This is a genomic window from Nocardia sp. NPDC049707, assembly GCF_040674855.1.
In the GTDB taxonomy this organism is placed as follows: Bacteria; Actinomycetota; Actinomycetes; order Mycobacteriales; family Mycobacteriaceae; genus Nocardia.
Genome location: NZ_JBFANN010000005.1, coordinates 80669 through 98360, shown reverse-complemented (window position 1 = coordinate 98360; position 17692 = coordinate 80669). Strand labels below are relative to the sequence as shown.

Below are 17692 nucleotides of genomic sequence, written 5' to 3'. Positions count from 1 at the left end.
TCCAACCCCCGCCCGCGGTGTCCCGGCGACGGTAGCGCGGCGTAACCACGCCAGGGACCCGTGAGCACCACAAATCAGATACAGATGGTCGACACGCATGAATGATTTGCCGAGAACCGACATGCCCGGGTGGTCTTCGAGCACCAGTACCGCGGCACCGTACACACTGGTGCTGTGACAACCACGCACGCCCGGCAACACATCGCCACCGAACCACTCTCGGAAAGACCGGCACCACCGGTCCCGCACCGCGGCCACGGACGGCTGCGCGAAGTCCCGCATATCGCGGGCCTGCTCCTGGGTGTGTTCGCCGTGCTCTGCTTCCTGTGGAGCCTCTCGCCCGGACTGCGATATCTGACGCATGTGCCGCGTCGCTACATCGACCTGTATTACTTCGACGCACCGGACACCAGCCTCGTGTGGGCATTGGTGGTCGGTCTCCTCGCGGGAGCCACGGCCAGCCGCAAGCGGATCGCCTGGTGGTTGCTGGTCGGCTATATCGCGCTCTACGCCCTGGCGAATGTGCTCGAATTTGCCGACGAGGGCAATATGCACGCGCTGGTGGCAGCGGTGCTGCAGTTCGCCGCGATCGGCATACTGCTCGCGTCCTGGCGGGAGTTCTACACCAAGGTGCGCCGGGGCGCCGGCTGGAAGGCGCTGGGCGTACTGGTCGGCGGCCTCGCTATCGGCTGTCTGCTCGGCTGGGGTCTGGTGGAGCTGTTTCCCGGGTCGCTGCCGCGCGGCGTGCAGCGGCCGCTGTGGTCGGTCTACCGGGTGACGGCCGCGGTGCTGGTGGACAACGAACATTTCGACGGCCATCCGCGCCCGTTCATCAACTTCCTGCTCGGCCTCTTCGGCGCCATCGCCCTGCTGGCTGCGGTGGTCATCCTGCTGCGTTCACAACGCGCGGGCAATGCGATGACCGGCACCGACGAATCCGCGATCCGCGGCCTGCTGGAACGCTCCGATATCGAGGATTCGCTGGGCTACTTCGCGACCCGACGCGATAAGGCGGTGGTGTTCGCGCCGAGCGGCAAGGCGGCGCTCACCTATCGCGTCGAATCGGGCGTCTGCCTCGCCAGTGGTGATCCGATCGGCATTCGCGAGGCCTGGCCGCAGGCCATCGATGCCTGGCTGCGGCTCGCCGACCAATTCGGTTGGGCTCCGGCGGTCATGGGCGCCAGCGAACTCGGTGCGACGGCGTATCGGCGGGCCGGACTTTCGGCGCTGCGCCTCGGCGACGAGGCAATTCTCGACACCAGGTCCTTCTCGCTCGCGGGGCCGGAGATGAAGCAGGTCCGCCAGGCCGCGAACCGGTTGCGCAAGCACGGGATCACGGTAGGCATTCGCCGCCACCGCGATATCCCGGCCGAGGAATTCCGGCAGGTGATCGCGCGTGCGGATGCCTGGCGCGATACCGAAACCGAGCGCGGCTTTTCCATGGCGCTCGGACGCCTGGGCGATCCACTGGACGGCGACTGCCTGCTGGTGGAGGCGGTGAATCCGCAGGGGCGGGTACTCGGCATGCTGTCGCTGGTGCCGTGGGGACGAACCGGCGCGTCACTCGAGCTGATGCGCCGAGATCCACAGGGCCCCAACGGTGTGATGGAGCTGATGATCTCCCAGCTCGCGCTGAATTCCGAACAGCATGGCATTACCAAGGTTTCGCTGAACTTCGCGGTGTTCCGCTCGGTATTCGAAGAGGGCGGACGCATCGGCGCCGGACCCGTGCTGCGGCTGTGGCGCGGTGTGCTGCTGTTCTTTTCACGCTGGTGGCAGTTGGAGGCGCTGTACCGGTCGAATGTGAAGTATCAGCCGCACTGGGTGCCCCGATTCTTCCTGTTCGAGGAACGCAGGCAACTACCTCGAGTCGCCATCGCCAGTGCGCTCGCCGAGGGCTTCCTGCCGCGCTTCGGCAAGGAACCCGAAACCATCACCCATACCGGTCTGCACAGTGCGGTACCCGCGGGCATCACCGGACTGCACGCCGACGGCAGTCCCCCGGATTTGCCGGATAGCGTTGGGGTGGAACAGCTTCCGCGCCGCCCGGAGCAGGTGCGGGTGCGCATGGACAAGCTCGATCGGCTCGCGGCCGCCGGTATCGATGCCTATCCGGTCGCCTATCCCCCGACGCATACCGTTGCGGCGGCGCGCCGTTCACCGCGCGGCACCACGGTGCGGGTCTGCGGCCGACTGTTGCGCATCCGCGATTACGGCGGTGTGATCTTCGCGGTGGTCCGGGACTGGACCGACGATATCCAACTGGTCATCGACCGTGATCGGGTCGGTGCCGAACGCAGCGCCGAATTCGGCGATTTCTTCGACCTCGGTGACCTCATCGAGGTCAGCGGCCGGATCGGGCACAGCCGCCGGGGCGAACTTTCACTGCTGGCCGCGGACTGGCGGATGATCGGCAAATGCCTGCATCCGCTGCCGGACAAGTGGAAGGGCCTGTCCGATCCCGAGGCCAGGGTCCGCCAGCGCTACGTCGATATGGCGATCAATCCGGAGGTCCGCGAGGTACTGAGCAAGCGCACCGCGGTGGTGCGCTCGCTGCGGGATTCGTTGAACGCCTGGGGATATCTCGAGGTGGAGACCCCGATCCTGCAGAAGGTGCACGGCGGGGCCAACGCGACACCGTTCCACACCCATATCAATGCCTACGATCTGGATCTGTATCTGCGGATCGCGCCCGAGCTGTATCTCAAGCGGCTGTGCGTCGGCGGCATGGAGAAGGTCTTCGAAATCGGCCGCAACTTCCGCAACGAGGGGGTGGACTTCAGCCATAATCCGGAGTTCACCAGCCTGGAAGCCTATGAGGCGCATGCCGATTACGAGCGCATGATGCGGCTGGCCCGCCAGCTCATCCAGAATGCCGCCCAGGCCGCCAATGGATCGATGGTGGCGCTGCGCCCCAACTCGGACGGCTCCTTCGAGGAGGTGGACATCTCCGGGGAGTGGGCGGTGAAGACCGTGCACGGCGCGGTATCGGAGGCACTCGGCACCACGATCACCCCGCAGACCACCCTCCCGGAGCTGCGCGAACTCTGCGATAAGGCGCACGTGCCCTATCAGCACGGTTGGGATGCCGGACAGGTCGTGCAGGAAATGTATGAGCACCTGGTCGAATCCCTTACGGAGAAGCCGACTTTCTACATCGACTTCCCGACTTCGGTATCCCCGCTGACCCGCGCGCACCGCAGCATTCCCGGTGTGACCGAGCGCTGGGACCTGGTCGCCTGGGGTGTCGAATTGGGTACGGCCTACAGCGAACTCACCGATCCGATCGAACAGCGCCGCAGGCTCACCGAACAATCGATGCTGGCGGCCAACGGCGATTCGGAGGCCATGGAGCTCGACGAGGACTTCCTCCAGGCGCTCGAGCATGCGATGCCGCCGACCGGCGGATTGGGGATGGGGGTCGATCGCATCGTCATGTTGATCACCGGTCGCAGCATCCGCGAGACGCTGCCGTTCCCCCTGGTGAAGCCGCGCTGAGAATCTCCCGCCAGGGATCATGAAAGATCGTCGGCGCGAAAAGCTCCAGGAAAAGCTCCAGGTGCCGTATTCGCCCGCTAGTCTTGGTAATTCGGGCCCCGGGAGGAGGCCGATACGATCAATCATGGGGATGCATATGTACCTTGATCTGCTGACCAACACCGCTCTACTGGATCCACAGGTATGGGCGAGCGCGGACACCTGGACCAACTCCGACACCGTCGCCTCGGCGGTGGAGTTCGCGGCTAAGAAAAAGAAGAGCAGCAGCGGGCTGCTCATCGGCGGCATCTGCTGCCTGGTCATCGTCGCTCTGATCGTCGGCGGCATCTACCTGCTGACCCGGCGCAAGAAGCAGCAGTAAGCTCGCGGAAACGGCCCGGCTCACACCGCACGAACCGCCCTAGTGCGAATGAACGCCCACCGTACGGCAGAGTGGGCGGAGTGCAGTTGATACTCGTTCGTCATGCTCAGCCGGTGCGGGTGCCGACCTCCAGCGGACCAGCCGATCCCGAGTTGGCGCCGGTCGGTGTCGAGCAGGCCGAACGAGTGCCTGCGGCGTTGGGGCATCATCGGATCAGTCGGATCGTGAGCAGTCCGCAGCGACGGGCCCGGGAGACGGCCGCGCCGACCGCGGCGAAGCTGGGGCTGCCGGTGGATGTGATCGACGATCTAGCCGAATACGATCGCGACCTGCCCTCCTACATTCCGATCGAGGATGCCAAGGTCGAATTCGCGGCCGTTTACGAGCGGATCAAGTCCGGCCATCTGCCCGAACAGATCGACGCGCCCGCCTTCATCACCCGGGTGCGTGATGCCATCACCTTGATCGCCGCACACACCGATCCCGCGGATACGGTGGTCATTTTCGCGCACGGCGGGGTGATCAATGTGCTCCTGCAGGACGTGCTCGGCCTGGTCCGGCCGCTGACCTTCCCGATCGACTACTGCTCGATCAGCCGGGTCCTGTTCTCCCGCAGCGGCCGCCGGACCGCCGCAACCATCAACGAAAACGGCCATGTGTGGGATCTGTTGCCGCGCAATATTTCACAGCAACCTTGACAGTTATTCGCAGACTCGACCATTCACAGTCGACTGCCAGAATGATCGCACCACAATCCCAGTGACGGAGCCTTCGATGGGAGCAGGTCATTTCGAGCGACCTGCACGTGAGTCGCCAGCGGCGAGCCGCCGCGCCAGCGACTCACGATCCGAGAGAAAGGAACCCCGTTTTGCTCTCCAAGACAAGGCGCAACGTAGCCCGAATCGCGGTCGCCGGCGCATTGATCGTCGTGCCACTCGGCGCACTCGCCGTCACGGCCTCCGCGGCCGAACCCGATTCCTCCGCCCAGTCCGTATCTGGTCCGATTCCATCGCAAGGCACCGAGATCGACCGTCATCACTACCATCATCACCGCCTCGGCGATGGAGGTGACGATCAAGGTACATGGTTCCCGGGGCCGGATAATGGCTTCCGGGGCCCCGGACCGCGGCCCTTCCAGCAGTTCCGGCCGCCGACCGGCTCCGCGGGCTGAGCACGGGTCGTAGAAAGCGAAAGGCCACCTCTCCGTCGGGAGAGGTGGCCTTCGCTCGGTGTCCGGGACCTGGAATCAGGCCATGCCCGCGATCCAGTTGTGCATCCAGGAGATAGCGGTCTGCCCGTCGCCCACCGGGTAGCTGCCGTAGAGCGTATGCGTGTGCGAGTTGTAGAACCGCTGCAGATCCTTCGCCCGCTGCTGATTGGCGGACTCGGTGAGCTGCGACTGCAGCGTCGGGATACCGCCGAAGTTCGTCAGGTCGTTCATGATGGCGCCCGCCTCGAGCTGGTAGCGCCACAGGTTGGCCGGATTCGCCTCCGAGGTCTGCGCGAGGAAACCGGCGAACCGGGTCACGAAATCGTCGGTGGCGGTGGCGCAGTAGAGATCATCGAGCGCGCAGATGGTGCGGGTGCGATCGCTGAGCCAGCCGAAGCCGCCGACCCGAGCGCCACCAGCGCCGGCACCCGGCGCGGGCGGTCCGACCTGGATGTCGGTGGGCGAGCGGCGCGGATCGGAGATCAGGCCGACACCCGCGATCCGGTCCGCCGGAATCGGGCTCATGCCGGTGCCGATCTCGGCGGCGAGGTCGCCCGCCGCATCCGCACCCTGGCTGTAGCCGACGAGCGCGATCTTGGTGCCACCGCAACGCTGCACCATATCGGTGGCCAGGCCGCGGGCGCGGTCGGTCGCTTCCTTCCTGGACGCGCCGTAGACATCGCCTTCCCACGGGAATGCGGTCGCGGCATATGTCACGTAATCGACGTCCACCGACCGGGGCAGGTTATTGGTGACACCGGACAGCATGCCGGGCTGCGGCGTCTTATCCTTGCCGGTCTCCCAGGTGCCGGGCACCGCCACCACATAGAGACTCGGGCAGCCCGGATCGGCCGATACCGAACCGCTACCCAGCACTACGCCGGATGCAACAGCCGCGCACGCACCGATGGCGGCGGCAACCTTCTTCAACTGCATATTGCTCCAGTTCAAAACATCGCCCCTTGCGAGAGCCGGTTGTTCGCTTACCGTGCTGACCTCGGCGGATGTCGATCCAGCGCACATCGAATCACCAGGACTGACCCACTGGCACGACATGCAGGTCGCAACCCACATCCCAAGATCACGTACCACGCCGCAGATCACAATAAGGCAACACAACGGCCGACGCCATTCGAACTCGCGGCGGTGTCCGATTCCCGTCACCGGATTTGCCGAAGTCGGCTCCGCTCGGCAATGTTGCGCGCGCCTGGACGGGATCGAATACGTACGCAGGGCAAATGCCCGGCAGTGTCGATGCACGAATAAAGGGCGCCTGTGGACCGAAATCCACAGGCGCCCTTCCCGCTCCGGTAAGAGAGGTTCTAACGCTGCGCGACAGCCGTCGGCAGGATCGGTGCGGGCAGCGCGGTCTCGCCCTCGAGGAACTTGTCGACCGCGGACGCGGCGGCGCGGCCCTCGGCGATGGCCCAGACGATCAGCGACTGGCCGCGGCCCATATCACCGGCGACGAAGACCCCGGGGATATTGGTCGACCAGTTCCTATCGCGCTGGACATTGCCGCGCTGGTCGTAGCCGACGCCGAGACCTTCGAGCAGCCCTGGCTTCTCGGGTCCGGTGAAGCCCATGGCGAGCAGCACCAGATCGGCCTCGAGGGTGAAGTCGGTGCCTTCGACCTTCTCGAAGCGGCCGTTGACCATCTTGACCTCGTGCGCCTCGAGCGCGGTGACCCTGCCGTCCTCGCCGACGAACCGCTCGGTGTTCACCGAGAACACGCGTTCGCCGCCCTCCTCATGCGCCGAGGAGACCCGGTACATGAGCGGGTAGGTCGGCCACGGGGTGGAGGAGGCACGCTCCTCCGGCGGTCGCGGCATGATCTCGAACTGGTGCACACTGGCCGCGCCCTGGCGGTGCGAGGTGCCCAGGCAGTCCGCGCCGGTGTCACCGCCACCGATGATGACGACCTTCTTGTCCTTCGCGTGGATCGGCGGCAGGCCGCGCTCGTCGGTGACTTCGTCGCCGAGCTGCACCCGGTTGGCCCACGGCAGGAATTCCATCGCCTGGTGGATACCGTCCAGATCCCGGCCCGGGATCGGCAGGTCACGCGCCAGGGTGGCGCCACCGGCCAGCACGACCGCGTCGAAACGCTCGCGCAGTTCGTCGGCGGTGATGTCGACACCGACGTTCACCCCGGTCTTGAAGATGGTGCCCTCGGCCTCCATCTGTGCGATACGGCGATCGATGAAGCGCTTCTCCATCTTGAATTCCGGGATGCCGTAGCGCAGCAGACCACCGATGCGGTCGGCGCGCTCGAAGACGGTCACGGTGTGACCGGCCCTTGTCAGCTGCTGCGCGGCGGCCAGACCGGCCGGGCCGGAACCGACCACGGCGACCTTCTTGCCGGTGAGGCGGGTCGGGTAGACCGGAGTCACCCAGCCCTCGTCGAAGGCGTTCTCGATGAGCTCGACCTCGACCTGCTTGATCGTCACCGGATCCTGGTTGATGCCGAGGACACAGGACGCCTCGCACGGCGCCGGGCACAGCCGCCCGGTGAACTCCGGGAAGTTATTGGTCGCGTGTAGCCGGTCGATGCCCTCACGCCACTGGCCCTTGTGGACCAGGTCGTTCCACTCCGGGATGAGGTTGCCCAGCGGACAGCCGTTGTGACAGAACGGAATACCGCAGTCCATGCACCGGCTGGCCTGGGTCTGCAGGGTCTGGTGGGAGAAATCCCCCTCGTAGACCTCTTTCCAGTCCAGCAGGCGCAGCGGAACCGGACGACGCGTCGGCAGTTCCCGTTTGGTGTGCTTCAGAAATCCTTGCGGGTCAGCCACGTGCAGCCTCCATAATCGCCTCGTCGACATCCGTGCCGTTCTTCTCGGCCTCGGAGATCGCGAGCAAAACCTTCTTGTATTCGCGCGGCATAACCTTCACGAAGTGGTTCACCTGCTGGGACCAATCGCTCAGAATGCGTTCGGCGAGGGCCGAACCCGTCTGATCGCGGTGCTGGGTGATGATGTCGTGCAGCCAGGTGAAGTCGTCACCGGCCAGCTGCTCGACCGCACCGGCCTGTTCCGGGTTGAGCTTGGACTCGAAGGTGCCGTTCGGGTTGTAGACGAATGCGACACCGCCGGACATACCGGCACCGAAGTTGCGGCCGGTCTCACCAAGGATGACCACCCGACCACCGGTCATGTATTCACAGCCGTGGTCACCGACGCCCTCGACCACCGCGGTGGCGCCCGAGTTGCGCACGGCGAACCGCTCGCCGACCACCCCGTTGATGAGTGCCCGACCGCTGGTGGCGCCGAACAGGATCACGTTGCCCGCGATGATGTTCTGCTCCGCGACGAATTCGGCCGGTGCGTTCAGCGACGGGCGCACGATCAGATGGCCGCCGGAAAGACCCTTGCCCACATAATCGTTCGCGTCACCGTGCACCCGCAGCGTGATACCAGCGGGCACGAATGCGCCGAAGCTGTTGCCCGCGGAGCCGGCGAAGGTGATGTCGATGGTGTCATCGGGCAGGCCCGCGCCACCGTAGAGCTTGGTCACCTCATGGCCGAGCATGGTGCCGACGGTGCGGTTGACATTCGTGATCTTGGTTTCGAACTTCACCGCCTGACCGCGCTCGAGCGCATCGGCGCTCTGCGCGATCAGCTGCACGTCCAGTGCCTTGTCCAGGCCGTGGTCCTGGGTCTTGGTGCAGTACCGGTCCTGGCGCATGAAGGCCGTCTCGACATCGTCGAGAATCGGCGACAGGTCCAGCTTGCTGGCCTTCCAATGTGCCTTGGCCTTGGAGGTATCGAGCATATCGACCCGGCCGATGGCCTCGTCCATGGTGCGGAAGCCCAACTCCGCCAACAGTTCCCGGACCTCTTCGGCGACGAACAGCATGAAGTTCTCGACGAATTCCGGCTTGCCGGTGAAACGTTCGCGCAACACCGGGTTCTGCGTCGCGACACCGACGGGGCAGGTGTCGAGGTGGCAGACCCGCATCATGATGCAACCCGAGACGACCAGCGGCGCGGTGGCGAAACCGAATTCCTCGGCGCCGAGCAGTGCGGCGATCATTACGTCGCGGCCGGTCTTCATCTGGCCGTCGACCTGCACGACGATGCGATCGCGAAGTCCGTTGAGCAGCAACGTCTGCTGGGTTTCGGCCAGGCCGAGCTCCCAGGGACCACCCGCATGCTTCAGCGAGGTCAGCGGCGAGGCACCGGTACCACCGTCGTGGCCGGAGATCAGCACCACGTCCGCATGCGCCTTCGACACACCGGCCGCGACCGTGCCGACACCGGGCTCCGCGACAAGTTTCACGTGAATCCGCGCCTGCGGGTTCGCGTTCTTCAGGTCGTGGATCAGCTGCGCCAGATCCTCGATCGAGTAGATGTCGTGGTGCGGCGGCGGCGAGATCAGGCCGACACCCGGCGTCGAGTGCCGCACCTCGGCGACCCACGGGTACACCTTGTGCGCGGGCAGCTGACCGCCCTCACCGGGCTTGGCGCCCTGCGCCATCTTGATCTGGATATCGGTGCAGTTGGTCAGGTAGTGCGCGGTGACTCCGAAGCGACCCGAGGCGACCTGCTTGATCGCCGAACGCCGCCAGTCACCGTTCTCCTCGACCTCGAATCGGGCCGGATGTTCGCCGCCCTCACCGGAATTCGAGCGACCGCCGAGGCGGTTCATCGCGACCGCGAGGGTCTCGTGCGCCTCGGCGGAGATGGAGCCGTAGCTCATCGCACCGGTGGAGAACCGCTTGACGATGGCGCTGGCCGGTTCGACCTCGTCGATCGAAATCGGCTTGCGTTCACCGGTCTTGAACTTGAACAGGCCGCGCAGCGAGGCCAGCCGCTCGGACTGATCGTCGACCAGCTTGGTGTACTCCTTGAAAATCGAGTACTGACCGCTGCGGGTGGCGTGCTGCAGCTTGAAGACGGTATCCGGGTTGAACAGGTGGTACTCACCCTCGCGGCGCCACTGGTATTCGCCGCCCACCTCGAGTTCGCGGTGCGCGCGCTCGTTGCGGTTCTCCAGGAACGCGACGGTGTGCCGGGCCGCCACATCGGCGGCGATCTCGTCCAGGCCGATGCCGTCCAGATGCGAACGCAGGCCGGTGAAGTACTCGTCCACCAGTTCCTGCGACAGGCCGATGACCTGGAACAGCTGCGCGCCGGTGTAGGAGGCGATGGTGGAGATGCCCATCTTGGACATCACCTTCAGCACGCCCTTGCTCGCGGCCTTGTTGTAGTTCGCGACCGCCTTGCGGTAGTCGGCGGCCAGATCGCCGGTGCTGCCCGGCATCTGGAGCCCGCCCCGCTCGAGCAGATCCTCGATGGTCTCGAAGGCCATATACGGGTTGATCGCGGCCGCGCCGAAGCCGACCAGCATGGCCATGTGGTGCACCTCGCGGGCGTCACCGGCCTCCACGACCAGGCCGACCATGGTGCGGGTGCGCTCGCGCACCAGGTGGTGATGCACCGACGCGGTCAGCAGCAGCGACGGAATCGGCGCCAGCTTCTCATTGGACTCACGATCGGACAGCACGATGATCCGCGCGCCGCCCTCGATGGCAGCCGAGACCTGGGTGTTGATGGCCTCCAGCGCCTTGCGCAGGCCCTCACCACCCTTCCTGACCGGGTACAGACCGTGTACGACCACCGAGCGCAGCTCCGGATGCGAGCCGTCGTCGTTGATGTGGATGAGCTTGGCCAGCTCGTCGTTGTCCACAATCGGCTGCGGCATGGTGATCTGGTGGCAGGACTCCGGTCCCGGATGCAGCAGATCGGCCTCCGGGCCGATGGCCCGGCGCAGGCTGGTCACCACTTCTTCGCGGATCGCGTCCAGCGGCGGGTTCGTCACCTGCGCGAAGAGCTGGGAGAAGTAGTCGAAGAGCAATCGGGGGCGCGCCGAAAGCACCGCGATCGGGGTGTCGGTGCCCATCGAACCGAGCGCCTCACCGCCAGTCTTGGCCATCGGCGAGATCAGCAGGTTCAACTCTTCATTGGTGTATCCGAAGATCTGCTGCCGGATCAGCACGCGGTCGTGCGACATATGCACATGCGGGCGGTCGGGCAGATCGACCAGCTTGGTGACACCCGCGTCCAGCCACTCCTGGTATGGGTGCTCGCCGGCGAGCTGGCTCTTGAGCTCCTCATCACCGACGATGCGGCCCTGCGAGGTGTCGACCAGGAACATGCGGCCCGGCTGCAGCCGGACCTTCTTGACCACCTTGGCGGGATCGATATCGAGGACACCGACCTCGGAGGCCATCACGACCAGACCGTCATCGGTGACCCAGATGCGGCTGGGGCGCAGGCCGTTGCGGTCGAGCACGGCGCCGACCACGGTGCCGTCGGAGAAACACACCGACGCCGGGCCGTCCCACGGCTCCATCAGCATCGAGTGGTAGTGGTAGAACGCCCGCCGCTGCGGGTCCATGTTCTCGTTGCGTTCCCATGCCTCGGGAATCATCATCAGCACCGCGTGGGGCAGGCTGCGGCCACCGAGGTGCAGCAGTTCCAGCACCTCGTCGAAGCGCGCGGTATCGCTCGCCCCCGGGGTACAGACGGGGAAGATCTTCTGCAGGCGGTTGTTGCCCGCCTCGTCGATGCCGAAGACATCCGAGCGCAGCAGCGCCTCGCGTGCGCGCATCCAGTTCTCGTTGCCGGTGACGGTGTTGATCTCACCGTTGTGCGCGACCCGGCGGAACGGATGCGCCAGCGGCCACGACGGGAAGGTGTTGGTGGAGAACCGGGAGTGCACGATGCCGAGGGCCGACTCCATCCGGCCGTCCTGCAGGTCCAGGTAGAACGCGCGCAGCTGCGGCGTGGTGAACATGCCCTTGTAGACGAAGGTCTGACCGGACAGGCTCGGGAAGTACACCGACTCCTTGCCGACCGCGCCCTCACCCGCACCGGCCTTGCCCAGCTCGTGCTCGACGCGCTTGCGCACGACGTAGGCCCGACGCTCCAGATCCATACCCGACAGCTGTTCGGCCGAACCCTTCGGCGAGCCGATGAAGATCTGTCGGAAGGTCGGCATGGCGTCGCGGGCCAGCGCACCGAGGGTGGACTCGTCGGTAGGCACATCGCGCCAGCCGAGCACGGCGAGGCCCTCGGATTCGACGATGCGCTCCAGGCCGTAGGCGGCCTTGGTCGCCTCGCGGCGGGCCTGCGGGAGGAAGGCGATACCGGTGGCGTAGGAACCCTCCGGCGGCAACTCGAAATCGACCACGGCGCGGAAGAACCGGTCCGGGACCTGGATCAGGATGCCCGCGCCGTCACCACTATTGGGTTCGGCACCCGCGGCACCGCGGTGCTCCAGGTTCAACAGAGCCGTAATAGCCTTGTCGACGATGTCGCGGCTGCGGCGGCCGTGCATGTCGACGACGAATGCGACACCGCAGGCGTCGTGCTCGTTCGCCGGGTCATAGAGCCCGATGGGTCCAGGGGACCTGTGGCCAGGAAGTTGCGTCATGCCTCTGCCTTCAAGAAAGTCGGCCTCGATTACTCGGCCTATGGGAGGGGCCTTTCGTCGATTGCCTCCGTCAAGACTGCGCCCGTACGTTCCGAAACCAGCCGCGCTGATGGTCTTCTCTTCGTGCAGTCACGTCTCCAGTTGTCCACCCGCCGCGATGACGTAGGGGTGCTCGTCGGTACCGGAACGCTTACGTGTTCCTTACCTCCGCACGGGTGTGCGCCCACTGCGGTTTGGGCACCGGATTCGCCGAGTCCGAGCGGGCGCTATTGCCGAACATTCTGTGTTCGGCGTAAGAGCAAACGATAAGTCAGGTCCGGGGCCCAACCAAGTCAGGTCGTGCTGATAACTAGGTCTAGCTGGGCTTCTTCAATCCGTCCTCCACGTGTGCGCGTCGTCCAGTGTAAAGCAGCGAACGCGATTCGATCGATCCCCTTGGCACTGGGTGCCAACCAGCGAGAACGGGCGCCCAGGACCCGTGTCGCGGTGCACCGCGCAGCCGAGAACCGGCGCTCACCTGCATCGAAGTGGATTTCCCCTGCTTCGACCGGGGCAAACCCGATTCCCGGTGGCTAACTGGCCAGCGGGCTGAATGAGAGATTTCCGATAGGGGTGTGACAAGCGCACGATCCGATCCGACCGTCCGGACTCTTTTGCCCGATGTGGAATTCAGCACATTTCCAGCAATTTCGCTCGAGTGATTTACGACACATTCCCGTGGCACCCCTGCGGTGCCGAAGACTTGTGGCGCGCAACACTAGGGGCCACACAGCGCTGCGGCGGCCCGGACCAGCGCCGTCCGATGCAGCGCATCGCGGCCGGAAGCGAGTGCCCCGAAAACCGGCGGCGCCAGGAGTACGGCACAGTTCGGCCCGGTGAGCTCGGCGCGGCGCAGGGCGAGTTGATCGACGATTTCCACATTCACCCGGTCGATCACCGGACGCACGGACGCCAACTCTGGCGGCGTGCTCGGCGCCGCGGTCGGATCGAAGCGCCAGCGGGTGACCAGACCGCGCTGCACGATTTTGTTGGCCTCGATCTGCCCGTAGAACACCCGACGAATCCAGCTTTCCGGCAGCCCGCGGTCGGCGCCGAGGCGCGCCATCGCGTCGTATACCTGCGCTTCCCGGTCCGGATCGTCGATCGAGGGCCGGCCGCCGTTCTGCGCGGCCGTCGCCCACTTGGCGGCGGCGACGGCGTCGGCGGTATCCAGGCGTTCGGCCACCAGCGCGACGATGCCATCCAAGGCCGGATCGTCGTCGAGCGTTTGCGCGCGGCTATCGGGGGCGGCCATCAACAGGGCCGCCGCCATACACACCAGCACCCTTGCCGAGCCTCGGAAAAACACTCGCAACACCTCGTCCGCCGGCTCGTACCGATTCGGTCATCCATGCCAGGTTAAGGGTGACCTGGGGCACAAGTCCGGCTACGCGGCCGAATTCTGTGAGCCTGACCACATCCCCCGCTCCATGCTCGGTGTGTCGCGGTCGCGCCTGTCACGCTGTGACAACGAATCTGTGACAGTTTCGACAGGTCTTTTCGAGCGACCTGCAAGCAGTCGCTAGCGGGCCGCCACTTTGACTTGGGATGTGAGGATGGGGGATCCCATGACAGTCACCGGCTTGTTGACCTGGCTCGGCGGAGGTATCGGGCGCGAGCAGGGGACAGAACTCTGCTACCCGCATGAGCGGGCAAGCTATGCGGTAAGCGGCGCCGTCGTACTGCTGTTCGCGACGGTGGCCACAACGGTCACTACGCTCGCACTCGCCGCGGCCGACGGTATGCCGCTATTCGCGATCATGTTCGTCGCGGTGGTCGTCGCGCTGCTGGCCGGCGCGGTAGCTCGCGCCTTGGCGACCGCACGACCGGCCGGGGGTCCGGATCGCCGCGGCCTCGCCGGGCGCATCGCCGTCGCGGTTGTGGCAGGGGTATTGGTCGCCGAACTCGCCTCGACAGTGCTCTACGGCGGCACCATCGATCGGTTGCTCGATGAGAAGGCCCAGCATGCGGTCGACTCCGCACCCGCTGTGGTCGTCGCGCGGACCGAACTCGACCGCACCAAGGCCGATCGCGCCGCAGTGGATCAGTCGATTACCAAGGCGCAGGCAGATATCGACCACGCGTTGGTGATCGCGCGCTGCGAATACCGCCCGACGCCGGAATGCCCGCAGACCAGGATCACCGGCGTACCGGGCCGCGGCCCCGAATCGCAGACCGCCAACGAGATGCTCGACGCCGTACGCAAACAGTTGGCCGTCGCGCAGGATCGGGCGGCCGTACTGGATCAGCGGATCACCGAGGACCACAAGGCCGTCTACACCGCCGGTTCCGCCGCCTTCGCCGCAGCCGATCGCGGCCTCGGCGCGCGCTGGCTCGCCATGAACGACTACACCACCGACACCGCGGGCGCCTTCCTGCTGCGAGTGCTGACAATCATCACCTTCGTCCTGCTCGCGCTGCTGCCGCTGATCCTGCGGTGGTGGCGCGGCGAGACCTCACTCGATCGGCGGCTGGCCTTCCACACCGTGCAGGACCGCGCCGAGGCCGCCATCGCGATGAAGCACGCCGACGTGCGGGCCGAGGCCGAAAATCTGCGCGCCGAACAACAATTGACCGCCGCCCGACTGGCCGTCGAGGCCGATACCGCCATCGATCGGGAGCGGCAGCGCACCCGGATCATCGTTGCCATCGGCGGGTTGGAAATCGGTGTTTCGGAACCGGGTCGACATGGCGAACTTCCAGGCGCACCGGCTGGCGACCCAGCGGACAGCTCCGTGTCTGAGGATGGCACCGTGACACCCAACCTTCCGGCCACCGTGAGCGCCGGCGCGGTGGTGCCACAGACCGCTTCGGCCGCACCCAAGGGCGGTGGCCTGGAACTTCCGCTGATCGGCACCGTGCCGTTCTCCGATACCGCGGCCCGCATCATCGGCCCGCTGGTGCCCGCATTCGTCGCCAATGCGATCGATACCGCCACCTACCCGCTGCGCACCGCGCGCCAGGTATTCGAAGAGGTCGAGGAGATCACCTTCACCCTGCGCCGCACCCGCAATGTGACCGTCGACTCCAAGGACTCGCACGCCGCCCAACCCCCACCTCCCGGCTACCAATTGCCCGGAACCCCCTCGCACGCCCAGCGCGTCGCGGCCGCCGTCGTCGTCGACCCGGACTGCTACGCCCGCTACGCGGCCCTCCCGCCCACCACCGCACCCCAGCGCTACGTCCTGCCCCAGGCCGAGCGGCACGACGAGCTCTCGGCCCAGCACCGCAACGAACTCCCCGGCCACCGCAGTCTGCCGCCCGCCAACTGACGACCGGCCACGGCATAATCCAGTGGCCGATACGTGGGCCTAACGGACGGCATCGTCCGACGCGCGACACCCTCGAATCGGCGGGTGCACCACACCTGATGTATCGGGCATTGTTCGGCAGGCGCAACGGTGGTGCCCTTGTCTGCCGACGCCGCTCGGGACGTTCACTGCCGTTGGTGTCGATGCGGCACGTCGTCTGCAACGCATAGCCGACAGGTTGTGCACCAGATACGGCAGTTGTGGCTGAGGTCCCGGCTGCTCGGGTCCGCGGCGGAATCGGCCGCGCGCGCGTTAGGGCGATCTTCGACGGCGGTGCCGATGACTTCGCATCGGCTGCGCTGGTTTACGCGCGGGCCGTCCGCAATCGGAAGGCCACCACCGCGGCGATCAGTAGCACCACGGCCGTACCGATCGCCGCGACGTGAACGCCCGAGACGAAGGCCTCGTGCACCGAGGTCAGGAATCCATCGGCCATCGATTGCGGTAGCTGACGGGCGAATTCGGTGGCGCCGCCGAGAGATTCCGAGGCGGCGCCGGTCTGTGCGCTCGGTACCTGGGACAGGTCGAGGCCACCCCGGAACACCGCCATGGTCAGGCTGCCGAGGACCGCGACTCCGAGTGCGATACCGGTCTCGTAGGCGGTCTCCGAAACCGCCGCGGCCGCACCGGCCCGCTCGGCCGGAGCCGAACTCACCACCAGATCGGACGAAACCGTCAGTGCCACACCGACACCGGCACCGATGAGCAGGAACCCGAGGATGAACGGCAACGTACTGGTCGCCGCGTCCGGGCTCAGCCGCAGGAACAGCGCCGAACCGACCGCGGCGAGCACCAGCGCACCACCGAGCACCACTCCGGGACGCAGTACCCGAACCAACCACGCCGCCGCCAGCGAGGCGAATACGCTGGCCGCGAGACCGGGCAGCAGGAGCAGTCCGGCCCGCAACGGCGAATGCCCCAGCACCAACTGCAGATACTGCGAACCGGAGAACAGCACACCGGCAAGCGCGAATACCGCGAGCAGAGTGGTGAGCACCGCGGTGCGGAATCTGGGCAATGCGAACAGCTTCAGATCGATCATCGGATGCGCGAGGCCGCGCTGTCTGCGCACGAACAGCGCACCCGCGATCACACCGATCGCGCCGATCACCAAGAGCCGCACGCTCATACCGTGTGCCGCGGACTCCTTCACCGCATACACCACCGGCACCAGCGCCAGCATGGACAGCACCGCACTCGTGAGATCGAAGCGACCTGGCTTCGGGTCACGGGATTCCGGAATAAGGATCGGCCCCACCGCGAGCAGCACCAGCATCACCGGCAGATTCACCAGGAATACCGAACCCCACCAGTAATGCTCGAGCAGCCAGCCGCCGAGCAGCGGACCGGCCGCCGCACCGCCACCGGCCATCGCGGACCAGACCGAGATGGCGACGGTGCGCTGTCGCGGATCCAGGAACATCGACCGAATCAGACCCAGCGTCGCCGGCATCAGGGTCGCACCCGCGACACCTTGTAACACGCGCGCGGCGATGAGCATCTCCGGATTGACCGACCAGGCGGCGAGCACCGAGGCGAGACCGAATCCGACGGCCCCGATCAGCAGCAACCTGCGGCGTCCGATCCGGTCACCCAGATTGCCCATGACGACGAGCAGTCCGGCCAGCACGAATGAGTACACGTCGATGATCCACAGCAACTGCGGCGTGGTCGGTGCGAGTTCCGCGCTGATCGCGGGTACCGCCAGATCGAGCACGGTCGCGTCGACGGCGAGCAGCAGCAGAGCCAGCGCCAGCACCGCCAGACCGGCCCAATCACGCGCCGTCGCACGCGGCGGCATGGCCTCGGTGTCCTTCTCGAATTGTGTGGTCATCG

The 17692-nt window shown here is 66.1% G+C and carries 9 protein-coding genes; 4 read left to right on the top strand and 5 right to left on the bottom strand.

Annotation, left to right across the window (positions count from 1 at the left end):
• Positions 1 to 174 precede the first annotated feature (174 nt).
• The 3 genes from lysX (at position 175) to AB0J29_RS07485 (ending at position 4557) form a co-directional block, all read left to right on the top strand.
• A complete protein-coding gene (gene lysX, locus AB0J29_RS07495; RefSeq protein WP_364780833.1) occupies positions 175 to 3498 on the top strand; it encodes a bifunctional lysylphosphatidylglycerol synthetase/lysine--tRNA ligase LysX in 3324 nt (1107 codons plus the stop codon).
• Between the two features lie 124 nt (positions 3499 to 3622).
• A complete protein-coding gene (locus AB0J29_RS07490; protein ID WP_364497196.1) occupies positions 3623 to 3859 on the top strand; it encodes a hypothetical protein in 237 nt (78 codons plus the stop codon).
• 80 nt (positions 3860 to 3939) lie between these two features.
• Positions 3940 to 4557, top strand: coding sequence for a histidine phosphatase family protein (locus AB0J29_RS07485; RefSeq protein ID WP_364780830.1), 618 nt, complete (start codon positions 3940 to 3942; stop codon positions 4555 to 4557).
• A gap of 548 nt (positions 4558 to 5105) precedes the next feature.
• Here the strand turns inward: AB0J29_RS07485 and AB0J29_RS07480 are convergent.
• From AB0J29_RS07480 to aroQ, 4 genes are all read right to left on the bottom strand, one after another.
• Positions 5106 to 6005: a cutinase family protein gene (locus AB0J29_RS07480; protein WP_364780827.1), complete on the bottom strand. Its 900-nt coding sequence runs from the start codon at positions 6003 to 6005 to the stop codon at positions 5106 to 5108.
• A gap of 386 nt (positions 6006 to 6391) precedes the next feature.
• Entirely contained in the window at positions 6392 to 7861 is a 1470-nt protein-coding gene (locus tag AB0J29_RS07475) for a glutamate synthase subunit beta (protein WP_364780824.1), read from the bottom strand.
• Complete coding sequence (gltB, locus tag AB0J29_RS07470) at positions 7854 to 12506, bottom strand: glutamate synthase large subunit (protein WP_364780821.1); 4653 nt, start codon at positions 12504 to 12506, stop codon at positions 7854 to 7856. The genes AB0J29_RS07475 and gltB overlap by 8 nt, the downstream gene beginning before the upstream one ends.
• A gap of 757 nt (positions 12507 to 13263) precedes the next feature.
• The gene (gene aroQ, locus AB0J29_RS07465; RefSeq protein WP_364780818.1) at positions 13264 to 13854 is read right to left on the bottom strand and encodes a gamma subclass chorismate mutase AroQ; all 591 of its coding nucleotides are present in this window, start codon (positions 13852 to 13854) and stop codon (positions 13264 to 13266) included.
• 259 nt (positions 13855 to 14113) lie between these two features.
• Between aroQ and AB0J29_RS07460 the strand changes: the two genes are divergently transcribed.
• Positions 14114 to 15817: a DUF4407 domain-containing protein gene (locus tag AB0J29_RS07460; protein WP_364780815.1), complete on the top strand. Its 1704-nt coding sequence runs from the start codon at positions 14114 to 14116 to the stop codon at positions 15815 to 15817.
• Positions 15818 to 16160: 343 nt separating this feature from the next.
• Here AB0J29_RS07460 and AB0J29_RS07455 read toward each other — a convergent pair whose 3' ends face one another.
• On the bottom strand, positions 16161 to 17690 hold the full coding sequence (locus tag AB0J29_RS07455) for an MFS transporter (protein ID WP_364780812.1): 1530 nt from the start codon (positions 17688 to 17690) through the stop codon (positions 16161 to 16163).
• Positions 17691 to 17692: the final 2 nt, after the last annotated feature.